The 14,684-nt window shown below is 54.9% G+C and carries 14 protein-coding genes; 10 read left to right on the top strand and 4 right to left on the bottom strand.

The features are described 5' to 3' along the window. Nucleotides 1–50 precede the first annotated feature (50 nt). The gene (locus DDZ13_RS07935; RefSeq protein WP_110130900.1) at nucleotides 51–2,837 is read right to left on the bottom strand and encodes a 2-oxoglutarate dehydrogenase E1 component; all 2,787 of its coding nucleotides are present in this window, start codon (nucleotides 2,835–2,837) and stop codon (nucleotides 51–53) included. A gap of 148 nt (nucleotides 2,838–2,985) precedes the next feature. Here DDZ13_RS07935 and DDZ13_RS07930 point away from each other — a divergent pair, with 148 nt between their 5' ends. The 4 genes from DDZ13_RS07930 to DDZ13_RS07915 all read left to right on the top strand — a co-directional run bounded on the left by DDZ13_RS07930 (nucleotide 2,986) and on the right by DDZ13_RS07915 (nucleotide 4,954). Continuing rightward, complete coding sequence (locus DDZ13_RS07930) at nucleotides 2,986–3,198, top strand: hypothetical protein (RefSeq protein WP_110130899.1); 213 nt, start codon at nucleotides 2,986–2,988, stop codon at nucleotides 3,196–3,198. After that, nucleotides 3,195–3,581 carry a translation initiation factor gene (locus tag DDZ13_RS07925; RefSeq protein ID WP_110130898.1) on the top strand — a complete coding sequence of 129 codons (387 nt, stop codon included), beginning with the start codon at nucleotides 3,195–3,197 and terminating at the stop codon, nucleotides 3,579–3,581. The genes DDZ13_RS07930 and DDZ13_RS07925 overlap by 4 nt, the downstream gene beginning before the upstream one ends. Before the next feature lie 277 nt (nucleotides 3,582–3,858). Continuing rightward, the gene (locus DDZ13_RS07920; RefSeq protein WP_110130897.1) at nucleotides 3,859–4,410 is read left to right on the top strand and encodes a 3-dehydroquinate synthase II domain-containing protein; all 552 of its coding nucleotides are present in this window, start codon (nucleotides 3,859–3,861) and stop codon (nucleotides 4,408–4,410) included. Between the two features lie 37 nt (nucleotides 4,411–4,447). Beyond that, nucleotides 4,448–4,954 (top strand): GNAT family N-acetyltransferase, encoded by a 507-nt coding sequence (locus DDZ13_RS07915; RefSeq protein WP_110130896.1) that lies wholly within the window; start codon nucleotides 4,448–4,450, stop codon nucleotides 4,952–4,954. Nucleotides 4,955–4,958: 4 nt separating this feature from the next. Here DDZ13_RS07915 and rph read toward each other — a convergent pair whose 3' ends face one another. From rph to DDZ13_RS07900, 3 genes are all read right to left on the bottom strand, one after another. Beyond that, a complete protein-coding gene (gene rph, locus DDZ13_RS07910; protein ID WP_110130895.1) occupies nucleotides 4,959–5,717 on the bottom strand; it encodes a ribonuclease PH in 759 nt (252 codons plus the stop codon). 212 nt (nucleotides 5,718–5,929) lie between these two features. Continuing rightward, the gene (locus DDZ13_RS07905; protein WP_158279841.1) at nucleotides 5,930–7,096 is read right to left on the bottom strand and encodes an AI-2E family transporter; all 1,167 of its coding nucleotides are present in this window, start codon (nucleotides 7,094–7,096) and stop codon (nucleotides 5,930–5,932) included. A gap of 130 nt (nucleotides 7,097–7,226) precedes the next feature. After that, on the bottom strand, nucleotides 7,227–8,777 hold the full coding sequence (locus tag DDZ13_RS07900) for a DEAD/DEAH box helicase (RefSeq protein WP_110130930.1): 1,551 nt from the start codon (nucleotides 8,775–8,777) through the stop codon (nucleotides 7,227–7,229). 393 nt (nucleotides 8,778–9,170) lie between these two features. On the opposite strand from DDZ13_RS07900, the gene trhO reads away from it, so the two are divergent. The 6 genes from trhO (at nucleotide 9,171) to DDZ13_RS07870 (ending at nucleotide 14,649) form a co-directional block, all read left to right on the top strand. Beyond that, nucleotides 9,171–10,007, top strand: a complete 837-nt coding sequence (gene trhO / locus DDZ13_RS07895; RefSeq protein ID WP_199221081.1) for an oxygen-dependent tRNA uridine(34) hydroxylase TrhO — start codon at nucleotides 9,171–9,173, stop codon at nucleotides 10,005–10,007. Nucleotides 10,008–10,180: 173 nt separating this feature from the next. Further along, nucleotides 10,181–10,798, top strand: coding sequence for a hypothetical protein (locus tag DDZ13_RS07890; protein ID WP_110130892.1), 618 nt, complete (start codon nucleotides 10,181–10,183; stop codon nucleotides 10,796–10,798). Next, nucleotides 10,798–11,727 (top strand): 4-hydroxythreonine-4-phosphate dehydrogenase PdxA, encoded by a 930-nt coding sequence (gene pdxA / locus DDZ13_RS07885; protein WP_110130891.1) that lies wholly within the window; start codon nucleotides 10,798–10,800, stop codon nucleotides 11,725–11,727. Before DDZ13_RS07890 ends, pdxA begins: the two co-directional genes overlap by 1 nt. 38 nt (nucleotides 11,728–11,765) lie before the next feature. After that, nucleotides 11,766–12,137: a HesB/IscA family protein gene (locus tag DDZ13_RS07880; RefSeq protein ID WP_199221080.1), complete on the top strand. Its 372-nt coding sequence runs from the start codon at nucleotides 11,766–11,768 to the stop codon at nucleotides 12,135–12,137. 178 nt (nucleotides 12,138–12,315) lie between these two features. Further along, the gene (gene infC / locus DDZ13_RS07875) at nucleotides 12,316–12,948 is read left to right on the top strand and encodes a translation initiation factor IF-3 (protein WP_110130889.1); all 633 of its coding nucleotides are present in this window, start codon (nucleotides 12,316–12,318) and stop codon (nucleotides 12,946–12,948) included. Between the two features lie 69 nt (nucleotides 12,949–13,017). Continuing rightward, a complete protein-coding gene (locus DDZ13_RS07870; RefSeq protein ID WP_110130888.1) occupies nucleotides 13,018–14,649 on the top strand; it encodes a TIGR03790 family protein in 1,632 nt (543 codons plus the stop codon). Nucleotides 14,650–14,684: the final 35 nt, after the last annotated feature.

Raw genomic sequence — 14,684 nt, 5'->3', positions numbered from 1 at the left:
TTGGGTGTGGATCGTTGAATGATGAATGGTGCTCCCGTGGCGGGAGAAGGTTAATCGATTTCCGAGCTGTTCGCGTTCGGGTCGCCTAGGCCGAAGGCAGCTTCGACGAGCCTTTGCTGTTCACGTTTGTGTTTCGCAAGTGAGCCGACTGCGGGGCTGGCCGCAGCGCGACGGCCCGCGTAACGCGGCATTCTTTCGAGCACCGAGAGGAGCCGTGGCATCATGAATGTGTAGCCGCCCATGTTTTTGGGCTCTTCCTGACACCAGACCAGCTCTGCATCGTCCGGGTATTTGCTGACGATCTTTTTGATCAGTTCGGTGTTCAGCGGATAGAATTGTTCGACACGAACCAAAGCCGCATCCTTAATCTTATGCTCCCTGCGGTAGGCGAGCAGGTCGTAATAGACCTTGCCCGAGCAAAGTATGATACGCTTGGTATTCTTTTTAGTGACGGAACTGTCGTCGAGAATCGACCAGAATTCATTATCCGTAAACTCGGCTACCTTCGAAACACACTCTCTGTGCCTTAGTAGGCTCTTGGGCGCCATAATAATAAGCGGCTTCTTGAATTCACGCTTCATCTGGCGGCGGAGCACGTGGAAGAGCTGTGCCGGTGTCGTCAGGTTACAGACTTGGATGTTATTTTCCGCACAGGCCTGGAGGAAACGTTCCAGACGGGCGGAGGAGTGCTCCGGCCCCTGACCTTCATAGCCATGAGGCAGCAGCATGACGAGGCCGCTGAGTCGGCCCCATTTTGATTCCGAGCTGGTCAGGAACTGGTCGATGATAACCTGGGCCCCGTTGACGAAGTCGCCGAACTGAGCCTCCCAGATGCAGAGCATTTGTGGATAATCCAGTGAGTAGCCGTAGTCAAAGCCGAGTACGGCCGCCTCGGAGAGTAGAGAGTTGTGCACGCAGAACTGGGCCTGATCCTCGCTCAAATTGAGCAGGTTGGTGTAGCGTTCGCGTGTTTCCGTATCGTAGACCACGGCGTGGCGGTGGCTGAATGTGCCACGCTTGGAGTCCTGACCGCTGATACGGACGGGGGTGCCGTCCATCAGGAGGGAACCGAAGGCGAGTGCTTCGCCCATGCCCCAGTCGATACCGGTATCCTCTTCAAAGGCTTTTAATTTGGCCTCCATCTGGCGCTTGATCTTGCGGTTGACATTAAAGCCTTCCGGGAAACGCGTGTGCTCTTCGACGATGTGGTGTAATTGTTCTTTGGAGACACGCGTCTCAAAGCCCTTGAAGTTGTATGGTGGCTGCTTGGTGGCGGAGGACTCGTCCTTGTGCTGGACGTGCTTGCCTTCTTCCTCCTTTACTTTGTCAAAAGCCGTATTGAGCCGGTCATGGTAGGCCTTCCTGATTTCCTCGATTTCCTCCTCGGTAAATTCACCGCTATCAACCAGCTGTTTGGCCAGACTCTCGCCGACCGGCTTCATCTCTTTAATGGTCTTGTAAAGCACCGGCTGGGTGAAAGCAGGCTCGTCTGCCTCGTTGTGCCCGTGCTTACGCCAGCAATACATGTCGATCACCACATCGCAGCCGAATGTCTGGCGGTAGTCAAAGGCTGCTTCCATCGCAGCCACGACCGCCAGCGGGTCGTTTCCGTTGACGTGGAAAATGGGAGCTTCCACGATTTTGGCGACATCGGTACAATAGCGGCTGGAACGGGCGTCTTCGGGACTGGTGGTGAAGCCGATCTGGTTATTGATAACGATATGTATGGTGCCACCGGTACGGTAACCCTTGAGCTGTGAGAAATTGAAGACTTCCGCGACAATCCCCTGACCGGCGATGGCGGCGTCACCGTGGATCAGGACGGGCAGTACTTTCTTACGCTCCAGGTCCCCGCGAATACGCTGGCGGGCCCGGGCCTTGCCCTCGACGACAGGATTGACCGCTTCCAGGTGGCTGGGGTTGGCCGCCAGTCGAATATCGACTTCATGGCCGTCTTCCGTCTTGCGCCGGGTTTCGTAGCCGAGGTGATACTTTACGTCACCATCGCCGTAAATAGTGTCGGGAACGTAGTTCTCGGAAAATTCGCGAAGAATGTACTCAAACGATTTGCCCAGGAAATTCGCCAGCACGTTCAGACGACCGCGGTGGGCCATCCCCATGACAATCTCGTCGACCTTGTTCCGCTTCGAACGTTGCAGGATGCTTTCCAGGCAGGCGAGTAAGGTTTCGCCGCCCTCGAGAGAGAAACGTTTCTGGCCGACATAGCGTGTCTGAAGGAAGTTCTCAAAAGCTTCTGCCTCGATCACGGAGCGCAGGATTTGCTTCTTCTTCGCCTTGTCGAAGCTGGGACTGAAGCACTCCGGTTCAATGCAGGACTGGATCCAGCGACGCTTGGGTGTTTCCTGAATGTGGATGTACTCAACGCCCACTGTGCTGCAGTAGGTCTTTTCCAGACGCTCCCGCAATTCGCCCAGCTTCATTTCCAGACCACCCAGGTAGTTGCCTGTGTGAAAGACCTGCTCCAAGTCGGATTTGTCGAAGCCGAGACGCTGCAGGGTCAGTCTCGGGTTTGTCGGCGCTTCCTTGTTCAGGGGGTTGAAACGCGCTATGGTGTGGCCGATGGAACGGTAGGCGTAGATCAAGCCGATGGCGCGCGCCTGCTTGATGGCAAAACTGTCCTCGGAAAAGCGTTCCGGGTCGGTAGAACCTTCTGCCGAATCGCCCGCAGAGGGGGGCGCTTCGCTGAGTCCGAGGTTAAAACCCTCGAAGAATGCTTGCCACTCACGGTCAAGCGCTGACGGGTTGGTCAGCCAGGTTTCGTAGTTCTGGTCGATGAGATCCGCGTTCCAACGGCTTGCGACTGGGGAATGTTTCATTTTTTGTGGCAGAATTCGTTGGAGAGGTCTACGTTGTTACATTAGAAACTCAAATTCTTAAGCGTAAATTTATGATCTATAAGCTTAGCTTAATTCAGGAACTCGTTATAGTGCTTGTATTTACGGATTTTTAGCTTGATATCAAGATATGAATAAGGACCAAATACGTCAATTTCTGAAAGTCGCGACCGGCGCGGAGCCCCCTCAAGACGGGCTCTCCATCCGGAAGGCTCTCGCCGGTTTGGATGCGATTGCGAAGGAGGAAGCACTTCCGCGGGATCTCGCCCATTACCTGAGCCGTCGAAGCTACATGAAAGCGCTTGAGTGGCTGGAGAATCCCGATATGCCTCACGAAGCATGAGCAAGCGCATCGATACCGGCGGCGGGGAATCACTCGGCGCGAATCCATTCGACACACTTTCTTCGACCGGCTTGCCGAAAGCCCAAAAAGGATCGTCGGGGGCGACCTCGAAAAAAAAGCCCAAGGCGGCTCCAAAGAAAGGACGAGTCGAATTGCGACGTGAAAAAAGTGGCCGGGGCGGCAAGACCGTGACGACCTTGTCGGACTTCGCCACGCATTTGCCTTTGGGTGAGCTGGATAAATTGGCTTTCGATTTAAAGAAGTCCTGCGCCTGCGGCGGTACTTTGAAGGGGCGCACGATTGAGCTGCAGGGCGATGTGCGGGACCGCGCCGTTGCCGAATTGGAAAAACGCGGCTTTCAGCCGGTTCGAGCCGGCGGATAGTTGGGCAAATATCGGGCAGGGCGTAGAGAAAGAAAGACAGCTTATATGTAGCATCGGTCCGTGAGGCCGATGATCGCGATATCCGGACCAAACGCTAAGGCGTTCAGCTACACCGGGACCAAACGCTAAGGCGTTCGGCTACAGGTTCGGGAACTTTAGGGATAGAAAACGAAAATGTAGCAACGGTCCGTAAGGCTGATGACCACATCATCGACCTGCGACAATTCAGACGGACCTGCGTTGACGTTCATGGACGGTTGCCTTCATGATGGTGGTTATGTCTAGCCGGTTGCAATTTTGTGAAGTCGAAGCGGTGGAAACCATCGGGGAGGGCACTCGGGTCTGTCTGGATCTGGCTGACCGTTTGGAACCCGAGGAGGGACTTTTGCTCGGGGACACGGGGCACGGCTATTTACTGGTTCTGTCCGAGAACCAATCCTCGGAAACCTATCCGCCGCGTCCCTTCCGTGTGAACTGTGGCGCGATCCACCACTACCTTCTGGGCGAGAATGAAAAGACCCGTTATCTGAGCGATTTGACGCCCGAGATGTCGGTCATGGTGGTGCATGCTGGAAGCGGCGCGCAACGCATGGTACCGATCGGCCGCATTAAAATCGAGAAGCGGCCGCTCCTCCGTATAATCGCGCGGTATGCGGGGAAGCGTATTTCCGCAACGCTGCAGCAAGCCGACAGTGTTCGCTTGATGCGCCAGGCCGGGGAGGTGGTGGATGTGAAGTCCGTTCAACCTGGTGACTCGGTCTGTTTCCTGTCCGATCAGCCCGGCCGGCACTTGGGCGAGCGGATTGAGGAAGATATTCAGGAAACTTAAGCCCGATGACTCGCCTTTATCCGGAAGACGCCATCGCATGAAACTCGCAGCAGTCACGACCGCCGAAGAGATTGATTGTATTGCCCGCTTGGCGGAAACCTGCTGGAAGCATCATTACATTCCGATTATCGGGGAAGCTCAGGTCGACTACATGTTGCGCCAATACCAGTCGACTGAATCGATCCGTGAACAAATTGCCGCAGGTCGCAAGTATGCGATTATTCGTGAGTCTGACGGCGAGCCCTTGGGCTACCTCGGCTATGATCTTTGCGAGGAGCATCTCTTTCTGAGTAAACTCTATGTATTACCAAGCACACAGAGGCGGGGAGTCGGCAAATGGGCGCTTGATAAATTGTGTCAGCGCTATCCCGAGTGCCGTATCCGTCTTACGGTAAACAAGCAGAACCACAGCGCGATTAAGTTTTACGCGCAAAATGACTTCGCCATGAGTGGACCGGTTGTCACCGATATCGGTCACGGCTTCGTCATGGATGACTGGAAGATGGAGAAAAAGCGATGCCGGGCTCATACGCCACCGGCCTAACTTCTTATTTCAATCCTTCGCAGATAGCGGCTTTCTGAAGTTGGCTGATTTCGGCGATACCTTTTGCTCCCAGCTCTAGAAGCGTATCCAGTTCCTCCCGGGTGAAGGTGGCTTCCTCGCCCGAGCTTTGGGCTTCCACGTATTTTCCGGAACCGGTCATGACGAGGTTGGCATCGACGCTGGCGTCTTTGTCCTCCGGGTAATTGAGGTCGAGAACCGGCGTATCCTTGTAGACGCCTACCGATACGGCCGCGACCGAATCGGTGAACGGGTTTTCCTCGAGTTCTTCCTTGGCGATTAATTTCTGAATGGCGATCTGCGCCGCGACGTAAGCCCCGGTGATGGAGGCGGTGCGCGTGCCGCCGTCGGCCTGTAGCACATCGCAGTCGAGCCAGATCGTCTTGCCGGTCAGTTTTTTCAAGTCGAAAACCGCCCGCATGGATCGACCGATCAAGCGCTGGATTTCGATGGTCCGCCCATCGGCCTTGCCGCGACTGATATCACGTTGCTTGCGATCGTGCGTGCTGTAGGGGAGCATGGAATATTCCGCCGTCATCCAGCCGCCTTCGACCTTTTGGGCGCGCATCCAGCCGGGCACACGATTGTCGATTGATGCCGCGCAAATCACGCGCGTATTTCCGAAGCTAACGAGCACCGAGCCGAGGGCGTGTGGAGCGATACCGATTTGAAAATCAATCGGACGCAGTTGATCGACGGCGCGGCCGTCGGGACGGGCGAAAGGTTCTTGGGTTTGTTCTGTCATCTTATTTTAAACCGTTAATGTACGTTAATTAACGTGAATGGTGTTTCGGTGGTTTGGTCTTGGACAGTGCTGAAGCGTCAGAGTCTTGACGGCTTCGAACAGCTCTATGGATTTTCTTACTTCTTTAAAAATTAACGTCAATAAACGTAAATTAACGGTTTACTTTATTTTACGATCAGGTGTCCGAAATGATCGTTAATACGATAGGCGGACTATTTTTTCGCCGTCAGTGCCGGCAGGTACTTTTCGCGGGCCAGTCGCCAGAAGACGAGGAAGAAGGCGGTGAGCGGGATGGCCAGGATCATCCCGAGGATGCCGCCGAGGGCCGCGCCCCAGAAGAAGACCGAGAAAATAATGAGCATCGGGCTCATTCCGGTCTTATCGCCCATCACCCGCGGGGTGAAGACGTAGTCGGTGAGGATTTGTCCGACAATGAAAACAATCAGACAAAGCCCGACCAGAGTCGGGCCACCGCCGTCTTGAAGGTAGGCCAGGGGCAGGGCCATGATCAGGCCGATCATGGTGCCAAGATAAGGGATGATATTGAGCAGCCCCAGAACGAAGCCCAGGAAGATGCCGAACTTCAGACCGACCAGGCCGAACCCGATTGCCAGGACCAGGCCGAGTAAAAGGCCGATGATGATCTGGCCGCGGAAGAAGGCGATGAGGATATCACTGAACTGTTTGATCAGGAAAATGAGGTCGTCGCGGCGCTCCTTGGGAAGGAAGTTCAGCTGCTTGTCGATGTCTTTCCAGATATTACGATCCCCCTTGAGAATGAAAAAGAGGTAGACCGGTATGATCGAATACGCCGCAATCTTTCCGAACAACCCGCCGAGTAAGCCGAAAAGAGGTCCGGACGAGGAAGACGCTTTAGCCAGAGTGTTCTGGATCAAGCTGGAATTTTCCTTGAGCAAATTTTGGAAATAGACGTCCGGCGGCTGCCCCAGTTGTTCTTTCAGCCACTGCCACATGGACGGCGCCAGGCCTTTCAAATATTCCAGAAAGCGCTCGAGAAGCCCGGGCAGCTCCTTTAGAAATTCACCGGTTTGGTGGAGCACGGGTGGCACGGCATAGACTCCGACGGCAAGTAGCACGAGCACGACAAGGCCCAAGAGCAGCAGGATACCCCCGGTCCGATTCAAGCGCGTGCGGCTTTCACAAAAGCTAATGATCGGGCGAAGCAAAGTCGCGAGAATGGCGGCAATGGCCAGGGGTAGCAGGACATCCTGAAAGGCGCCGACAAAGTCCCGCAGTAGCGCAAAGAGCAAGTAGGCGGCAGCAGCCAAAAAGAGGGCGGCCAGTGCGGTGCAGCCCGTCGCGATAATACGCTTCTGGCTCGGTGAAAGAAATGGCTTGGTTGCTTCGCTGTCGGACACGTGGATATGAAGCTGCGGGAATGCCCAGAAATCAACTGGAAAGCGTTGGCTTATATGGTCGGGACAAAACTGAAAGGAAACAGGCGGGACGCCTGTTATACGTAGCACAGGCGTCCCGCCTGTGTCCCGATCACTTCGGTACCTTGAAGCGTCGTTTCGGTTCGGGGTTCTTTTTCGCTTTTTTATCCGAGAATTTCTTCTTGGGCTTGGCGCCGGCCAGGTTGCTTTTAGGCTTGAAAGGCTTCTTTTCGAATTTTCCTGAATTGCCTTTATACGGTCCTTTGCCGGAGAACTTGCCACGTTTCCCTTTTTTACCCTTGCCGGGCTTGCCTCCCTTTTTCGGATTGGCTTCGAAGGGCTCGCGGTCTTCGGCGATTTCCTCGCCGCCGCTGTTGTCCGCTTTGCTGAAGGAATCGAATAGGGCGCTGGCGATATCGGTCGGCGTGTGGCCGGCGTCGAGCAGGCGCTCGATCCAGTCATCGTGCCGCTTGTAGTCGCCGGATTCCAGACGCTCGCGGACCGCATTGAACACATTGTCGGTTTTGCGGCCCTCCACTTCTTCGAGGGAAGGAATGCGCATGCGGCGAATCGTCTGGCGGGTGTAGCGCTCGATCGCTTCGAGGCGGTAAATGTCCCGGCCGTAAACAAAGGTGATCGATTTGCCGCTGCGTCCGGCCCGCCCGGTGCGGCCGATGCGGTGGACATAATCCTCGGGGTCGTAGGGCAGGTCGTAGTTGAAAACCACGTCCACATCGTCGATATCGAGGCCGCGCGCGGCCACGTCGGTGGCGACGAGTAGCTCTACGCTGCCATCGCGGAATTTTTTGATCACCCGCTCCCGGTTATTCTGGGCAATGTCGCCGTGGATCCGGTCGGCGAGATAGCCGCGTGCGGCGAGGGCTTCGGTGGCATCTTCCACCATTTGTTTGGTGTTACAAAAAACGATGCCGCGTGGCTTGGTTTCCAGATCAAGCAGCCGGCACATGACTTCGATCTTCGACCGGTTGCGGACCTCGTAGTATTCCTGCGCGATGGTGTCGACGGTCAGCGCTTTACGCTCGATGCTGATTTCCACCGCTTCATGGCTGAAGGCCCGGATCAGCCCCTGAACGCTTTTGTTCATGGTGGCGGAGAAGAAGAGTGTCTGCCGGTCGGCCGGCAGTTGGTCGAGGATGACTTCCATGTCCTCGCGGAAGCCCATGTCGAGCATGCGGTCGGCTTCGTCGAGGATGCACATCTTAATGCCGTCGGTCTTGAGTGAGCGTCGGCGCAGGTGGTCCATTACCCGGCCGGGCGTGCCGACGATCACGTGAGCGCCTTTTCGCATGGCACGCATTTGCCGGTCAATCGGAGCGCCGCCGTAAACCGGGACGGCTGAGAGGCCCTTTAATGCCGAACCAAGCCGGTGAATCTCGGCGCAAACTTGGACGGCGAGCTCTCGCGTGGGGCAGAGCACCAAGACCTGTGCTTCCTTTTGATTGATATCCACCGCTTGCAGTGCGGGTAGGCCGAAGGCGGCCGTCTTGCCCGAGCCGGTTTGGGAAAGGCCGACGATGTCTTTGCCGGAAAGGATGGCCGGAATCGTTTGTGCCTGAATCGGCGAGGGGGATTCAAACCCGAGTTTGTGTATGCCGTCGAGTAGTTGCGGGCTCAGCCCGAGGTCTGTAAAAGTCGTGTCCATGGAAGTTGTTTTGAAACCGTTCATTAACGTGAATGGTTTCGATGTTGTTGATAAATGATAGGGAGGATTCAGCGTGAGCAATTGAGTGAGTCAGCAAAATATTCGGGCACTCTGGGTTCATTCCGTGTGCCTGCGGATATCGTCTTGCCGGCAGGACGAATCAATGTGCCGAAAATGCTCATAAAAAATTAACGTCGATTCACGTTAATGAACGGTTAAAAAAACGATCAGTGAGAATCCGGTGGCTACTGTTCGCAGTGAAGTCGTAGGGGAGTGACAGGTCTGCTTGCCATGCACAAGAAAGAAAACAGAAGCGGCCATTCGTGTTTTGGATCAAATGCTCACTTTCACTTTCACCTTCACTTTCACTTTTACTCGGCACATATGTGCCGCATGTCAGACAGTTGGAAAATAGCCGCTTTTTATCATTTTACCGAACTGCCGGACCGCGATGAGTGGGCCGAGCGATTGGTGGACCATGGTTTGGAAGTCGGCCTGCGCGGGACTTTGATCGTCGCGCCCGAGGGCGTCAACTCGACCTGTGCCGGTTCACACGAGGCCATCGACAGTACGATTGCCTTGCTGAAGTCCGATCCGCGCTTTGAGGGCATGGATGTCAAATATTCCTACGCGGATTTCTGCCCGTTCCCGAAGTTCAAGGTGAAAAAGAAGCCTGAAATTGTCACCTTCCGGCAGGAGAATGCCGATCCCCGCGATGTGGTGGGCACCTATCTTGAGCCTGATGAGTGGAATGATCTGATCCAGGATCCGGATGTCATCACCATCGATACCCGCAACGACTACGAAGTGGAGGTCGGTCGATTTAAAGGGGCGACCAATCCGGACACCGAGGATTTTGTGTCTTTCGCCAAGTTTGTCGACGAGCAGCTCAAGGGTAAAGAGGACCAGAAGATTGCCATGTATTGCACCGGCGGGATTCGCTGTGAGCGTTCGACGGCCTACCTGAAGAAGAAGGGTTTTAAAAACGTCTACCACCTCAAGGGCGGCATTTTGCGCTATCTCGAAATGATGCCGAAGGACAAGAGCCTCTGGGAAGGCGATTGTTTTGTCTTCGATTACCGGGTTGCGGTGGATCACGATCTGAAGCCGGCTATGTGGAAGATCGACCCGGCGACCGGCGACCCGGCCCCGATGAATGAGGAGGAAAAGGACCGGATTGCCGAGCGGCGCCGGAGTGGGGCGATTTTCAAGAAGCCCTACACGGTTTGAATTTGTCGTTGTGTCGATCAGTAGAGGCTGCGCTTGCGCATGCCAGCATGTCAGAGGGTAGAATGACATGGAATAAGTGTCTTTCCTAATATGTTTTAGAAGTATGAATGAGAAATGTCTGATCGGCGCGATGGCATTGACCTTTAGTATTTAGAGGCAATTCTTAAACCATCATGGCTGGCTTTGATGAAAATATCGTGCGCGAGTACTTCGAACTGAATAAGTTCTTTGTGCGTCAGCTGAAGAAGTATCAGGTGCAGACCCGTAAGAAACAAGCGGATGAAGCCATTGCACTGGTGGTGTATAATCCCGGTGCACCGGCCGATGATGCGGAAACTGGCTATCAGCTCTTTTCCGCGGATATGCTGAAGATCCAACGTGCGGTCGTGGTGGTGCAGGCCTGGCACAGCTCACGTTTTACACCGTCCATCTTAAAAAGCAGCTCGCGGATTTTTGATTACCTGAAGAAGAATGTTCTCAATAGAGCGGACCAATATTTTGATTTTGAGGAAGCTCTTTTCGATGAAGAGACTTCGACGGAGCAAGTGTCCTGTAAGAAGATTCTGGTCTTGCCGGGAATACCGACCAGCGACCCGCAGCGCAGCGAAGCGATCAGCTTATTTCAAGAAAGCGGGATCGATGGGATCATTACTTTCAGCACGATTCTGGAGAATCTCCTCCGGCATGTCGAAGTGAACCACAGCTACCAGAAATCGGAGCTGCTCCAGCTCATGCGTGTGCTCAAACTTTACGATATGGTCAAGGAACCGCAGATGAATCTTTTCGGTTGATGAGTGCACCGCTGGATAAACTCCCCATTGCCATTACCTGTGGCGATCCGGCAGGCGTCGGTCCCGATGTAATTGAGTCCGCCCTGAACAAGGATGCGTCACTCGCGACTGAGGCGGTCGTTATTGGTCCCGCGCATTGGTTGGAGGACCTTCATGCCCGAACCGGAGTGCGGACGCTGCCGGTGGGTGAGGCGTCCTTCGATATGAAACCGGGCTTACCCAGTGTCGAGGGTGCGGCGCTGGCCCTGGAAGCAATGGGTGCTGCCGCCCAGGGTTGCCAGGCAGGTCGCTACCGCGGAGTGGTGACCGGACCGGTCAACAAGCACTGGCTCAACCAGACCGGCTTTTCTTTTCTCGGGCAGACGGAATTTTTTGCCGAGGCCTGGGGTGGGGAGCCGACCATGGCTTTTGTCGGAGAGAAGTTGAAGGTCGTCTTGGCGACCTGGCATATGTCCTTGCGGGAAGTGCCGGATGCGCTGGATGCGGCATGTTTGGAAAAGGCCGTGGCGCGTGCCTACGACCTGGCTAAGCTTTACGGTGTGGCTGAGCCCCGGATCGGCGTCTGCGGATTGAATCCACATGCCGGAGAGCAGGGGCTGCTCGGGAATGAGGAAATTGAGGTGATGAACCCGGCCTTGGATCGACTGCGCGAGAATATGCCAGGCCTGTCCTCCTGCTTGCCCGGTGACACGGTCTTTTATCGCCAGCTCAGGGGGGATTTCGATGTCGTGGTGGCGGCTTACCACGATCAGGGCCTGGCCGCTTTGAAAACACTGGAGTTTGACCGTGCGGTCAATGTGACGCTGGGCCTGCCCTTCGTTCGCACCAGTCCGGACCACGGTACCGCATTTGAATTGGCGGGCCAGGGGAGAGCGGATGTCGGCAGTTTTGCGGCGGCCGTTCGAGTGCTTCGGGAATTAACCGCTTGATGGTTGCGGCGGTATCCATTTTGACTAGTGCTATATTTATGGTTGAAGCTTTAGAAATACCGGAAGGCGTACGCGAAGGAAACGAGAAACTCGTCCTCGTGACACCAGCTGCCGGTGCCAAATTGAGTGCCCTGACGGAACGCGAACAGAAGGGGGACTATCTACGCGTCAAGATCACGGGCGGTGGTTGCAACGGCTTAAGCTATAAAATGAAATTTGTCGCAGCCCCCAAACGGGGTGACATTCTCGTTCGTTCCTCAGGCGCCTTGATTCTGGTCGACACCAAGAGTGCGCTCTATCTCAAAGGCACCGAGCTCGATTACTCCGACAAAATGGTCGGTGGAGGTTTTAAATTCAGTAACCCGAATGCCAAGTCCAGTTGTAGCTGTGGCGAGAGCTTTAGTATTTAGGGTTGAAAGCTCGGATCGGATACTTACATATTTCTTTTTTCCCGCATGGTCATTCAACCCACACTATGACGATAGAAGCCTTTTCAGAAGGGCGGCGCTTCGCTGCCCGGGCTTTTGTAACGGTTGGTTCTTCCATTCACACATCCGTATGCGGGTGATACGTAAGCCTAATTAATTAATGCCTAAATATCCGAACTCACGCGGTAAATATAACCGCAATCGTAAGCCACGCGGTCCAAGACGTAATGAACGCATTCGCGCACCTGAAGTGCGTGTCATCGGTCCTGAAGGAGGCAACCTTGGAGTTATGCCCCCGGCCAAAGCGCTTGAGTTGGCCAAGAAAGTCGGGCTCGAATTGATCGAGGTTTCGCCCACGGCAAAGCCTCCAGTTTGCCGGATCCTCGATTATGGAAAATTTAAATACGAGGAAAGTAAGAAGCAGAAGGACAGTAAGAGCCATACGACGAAGCTCAAAGAAGTGAAGTTTCGCGTTAAGATCGACCAGCACGACTTTGTCACCAAGCTGCGCCGGGCAGAAAGCTTTCTCGACCATGGGAACAAGGTGAAGCTTACCCTTCAGTTCCGCGGCCGTGAGAACGAGCATAAGGAACTCGGTGTCGAACGCGTGAAAATGGCGGCGGACGAATTAACCGGTGTTTCCACGCCGGATTCCGACCCCAAGCTGGTCGGCCGTCAGGTCACGCAAATTCTTTCACCCTTACCGGAGAGCCGGCGCAAGCTGAAGTTCAATGCTCCCGATCATGCGCCTGACGAAAGCGACGATCACGAAGAGGAAGAGGACGAGAGCTAATTCGCTCATGGCGCACGCCGCATGCGCACTTTGAGTGGATTGAGGCATTTTAATTCTGTGAAGAAGACAATGAACAATTTCTGTTTTCTTCTCGCTTGGCTCTCGCTGGCTCTGAGCGTTGGGGGCTTCGCCGCCGAAGCGGATTCGGTCGTTGTGGTCGTGAACGAAAACGATCCGGATTCAGTCGCCATCGGTGAGTATTATGCCGAGCAGCGTGGCATTCCGGTTGAAAATATCGTCCGGCTCAAAACCAGCAGCGACGAAACTATTAGCCTGAGTGATTATGTGACCACCATCAGTAATCCTCTGCTGGATGAGTTGCTGGAACGGGAGTGGATCAACGGAGTGAAAAGCGCGGAAAAGGATCGCTACGGACGCGAACGCCTTTCCGTTTCGGTGCATCGCATCCGTTTTTTAGTCACTGTCCGGGGAGTCCCCCTGCGCATTGCCAATACGGGCGACCTGATCGAGCCCGGGCAGGAGAAGATTCCGAAGCAGTTCAAGGTGAATCGTGCCTCGGTGGACTCCGAGCTGGCCCTGCTTCCTGCGCCACCCAATCTTTCAATGACCGCCTTCCAGGCGAACCCTTATTTCGAGGGTAAGCCGGTTTCTGATTCCGATGCGAATCGTATTCTTAAAGTCGCCCGTCTGGACGGGCCGACAAAAGCGGATGTCATCCGGCTGATCGATCGAACGATTCAGGCCGAGAAATACGGTTTAATGGGTCGTGCCTACATCGATGCCGGTGGTCCCCACGCCAAGGGCGACGAATGGATCAATCAGGCCGGTGATCTCGCGGAAGGCGCTTATTTTGATACCGAGTTCGAGACCAGCAAACGCCCGCGCGGCTATCAGGACCGCCTCGATGCGCCCGCACTCTATTTTGGCTGGTATCGTTCCAATGCCTACGGCCCCTGGCGTGAGGCCCGTTGGTCGGTGCCGCCCGGTGCGATTGCCTACCATCTGCACAGCTTTTCCGCGACGACCGTTCGTTCCGCCACCAAGTCGTGGATCGGGCCACTCATCTCTCAAGGGTACTGCGCCACCTTCGGCTACGTCTACGAGCCTTACCTTGAGTTTACGGTCCGGCCGCACTTATTTTTACAGCACTTGCTCAGAGGGAATAATTTTGGCGACGCTATTATGTACAGTAACCCTGTTCTCAGTTGGCAGACGGTAGCTGTTGGCGATCCCCTCTACCGGCCCTTCCAAAAAGATCTGGATGCCCAGTTGGAGAGTTCAACCGAGGCACCCTTTGCGGCCTATATGGGACTTCGGCAGTTGAACCGACTCGAAGCGGAGACCTCAGTAGATGAAGCCCTCGCTTACGGGCGAACACTCTTTCTCAAACATCCTTCACTGGCTGTGGCTTACCGCTTGGGCCGGATTTACAAGGAGCGTGGTCAGGAAAAAGAAGCGCTGGAAGTCCTCAAAGTAATTCGCTACATCACCAGCTTCAGTCGAGACGAGGCTGCACTGGTCCAGCGCATCGCCAATCTACTGCACGAACTCGGCGCCTCCGAAATGGCCTTCGATATCTACGACAAGCTTCTCTCTGAGCCGAACCAGCCCAAAGGCCTGCGCATCGCGCTGCTTGATGGTGGTGCACCCATAGCTGCTGCCGTGGGTAAGGCCGCACTGTCCTCCCGCTGGAGCCTTGAATCACAGTCTCTCAAGCGCCCGTTAACTCCGAAAAAGTAGCGTCGCGCAAAACCCTGAAAATTTTCCAGACTAGA

It is taken from the genome of Coraliomargarita sinensis (assembly GCF_003185655.1).
GTDB lineage: Bacteria > Verrucomicrobiota > Verrucomicrobiia > Opitutales > Coraliomargaritaceae > Coraliomargarita_B > Coraliomargarita_B sinensis.
Note: the sequence above shows the minus strand (reverse complement) of the source record. Positions and strands in the feature narration are given on the sequence as shown.

Bases quoted from the DNA above. Each gene is read 5' to 3' on its own strand.
- DDZ13_RS07930 (WP_110130899.1), top strand. From the start codon at position 2,986: ATGAATAAGGACCAAATACGTCAATTTCTGAAAGTCGCGACCGGCGCG.
- infC (WP_110130889.1), top strand. From the start codon at position 12,316: ATGCCTAAATATCCGAACTCACGCGGTAAATATAACCGCAATCGTAAG.
- DDZ13_RS07915 (WP_110130896.1), top strand. From the start codon at position 4,448: ATGAAACTCGCAGCAGTCACGACCGCCGAAGAGATTGATTGTATTGCC.
- DDZ13_RS07925 (WP_110130898.1), top strand. From the start codon at position 3,195: ATGAGCAAGCGCATCGATACCGGCGGCGGGGAATCACTCGGCGCGAAT.
- DDZ13_RS07890 (WP_110130892.1), top strand. From the start codon at position 10,181: ATGGCTGGCTTTGATGAAAATATCGTGCGCGAGTACTTCGAACTGAAT.
- DDZ13_RS07870 (WP_110130888.1), top strand. From the start codon at position 13,018: ATGAACAATTTCTGTTTTCTTCTCGCTTGGCTCTCGCTGGCTCTGAGC.
- trhO (WP_199221081.1), top strand. From the start codon at position 9,171: ATGTCAGACAGTTGGAAAATAGCCGCTTTTTATCATTTTACCGAACTG.
- DDZ13_RS07880 (WP_199221080.1), top strand. From the start codon at position 11,766: ATGGTTGAAGCTTTAGAAATACCGGAAGGCGTACGCGAAGGAAACGAG.
- DDZ13_RS07900 (WP_110130930.1), bottom strand. From the start codon at position 8,777: ATGGACACGACTTTTACAGACCTCGGGCTGAGCCCGCAACTACTCGAC.
- DDZ13_RS07920 (WP_110130897.1), top strand. From the start codon at position 3,859: ATGTCTAGCCGGTTGCAATTTTGTGAAGTCGAAGCGGTGGAAACCATC.
- pdxA (WP_110130891.1), top strand. From the start codon at position 10,798: ATGAGTGCACCGCTGGATAAACTCCCCATTGCCATTACCTGTGGCGAT.
- DDZ13_RS07935 (WP_110130900.1), bottom strand. From the start codon at position 2,837: ATGAAACATTCCCCAGTCGCAAGCCGTTGGAACGCGGATCTCATCGAC.
- rph (WP_110130895.1), bottom strand. From the start codon at position 5,717: ATGACAGAACAAACCCAAGAACCTTTCGCCCGTCCCGACGGCCGCGCC.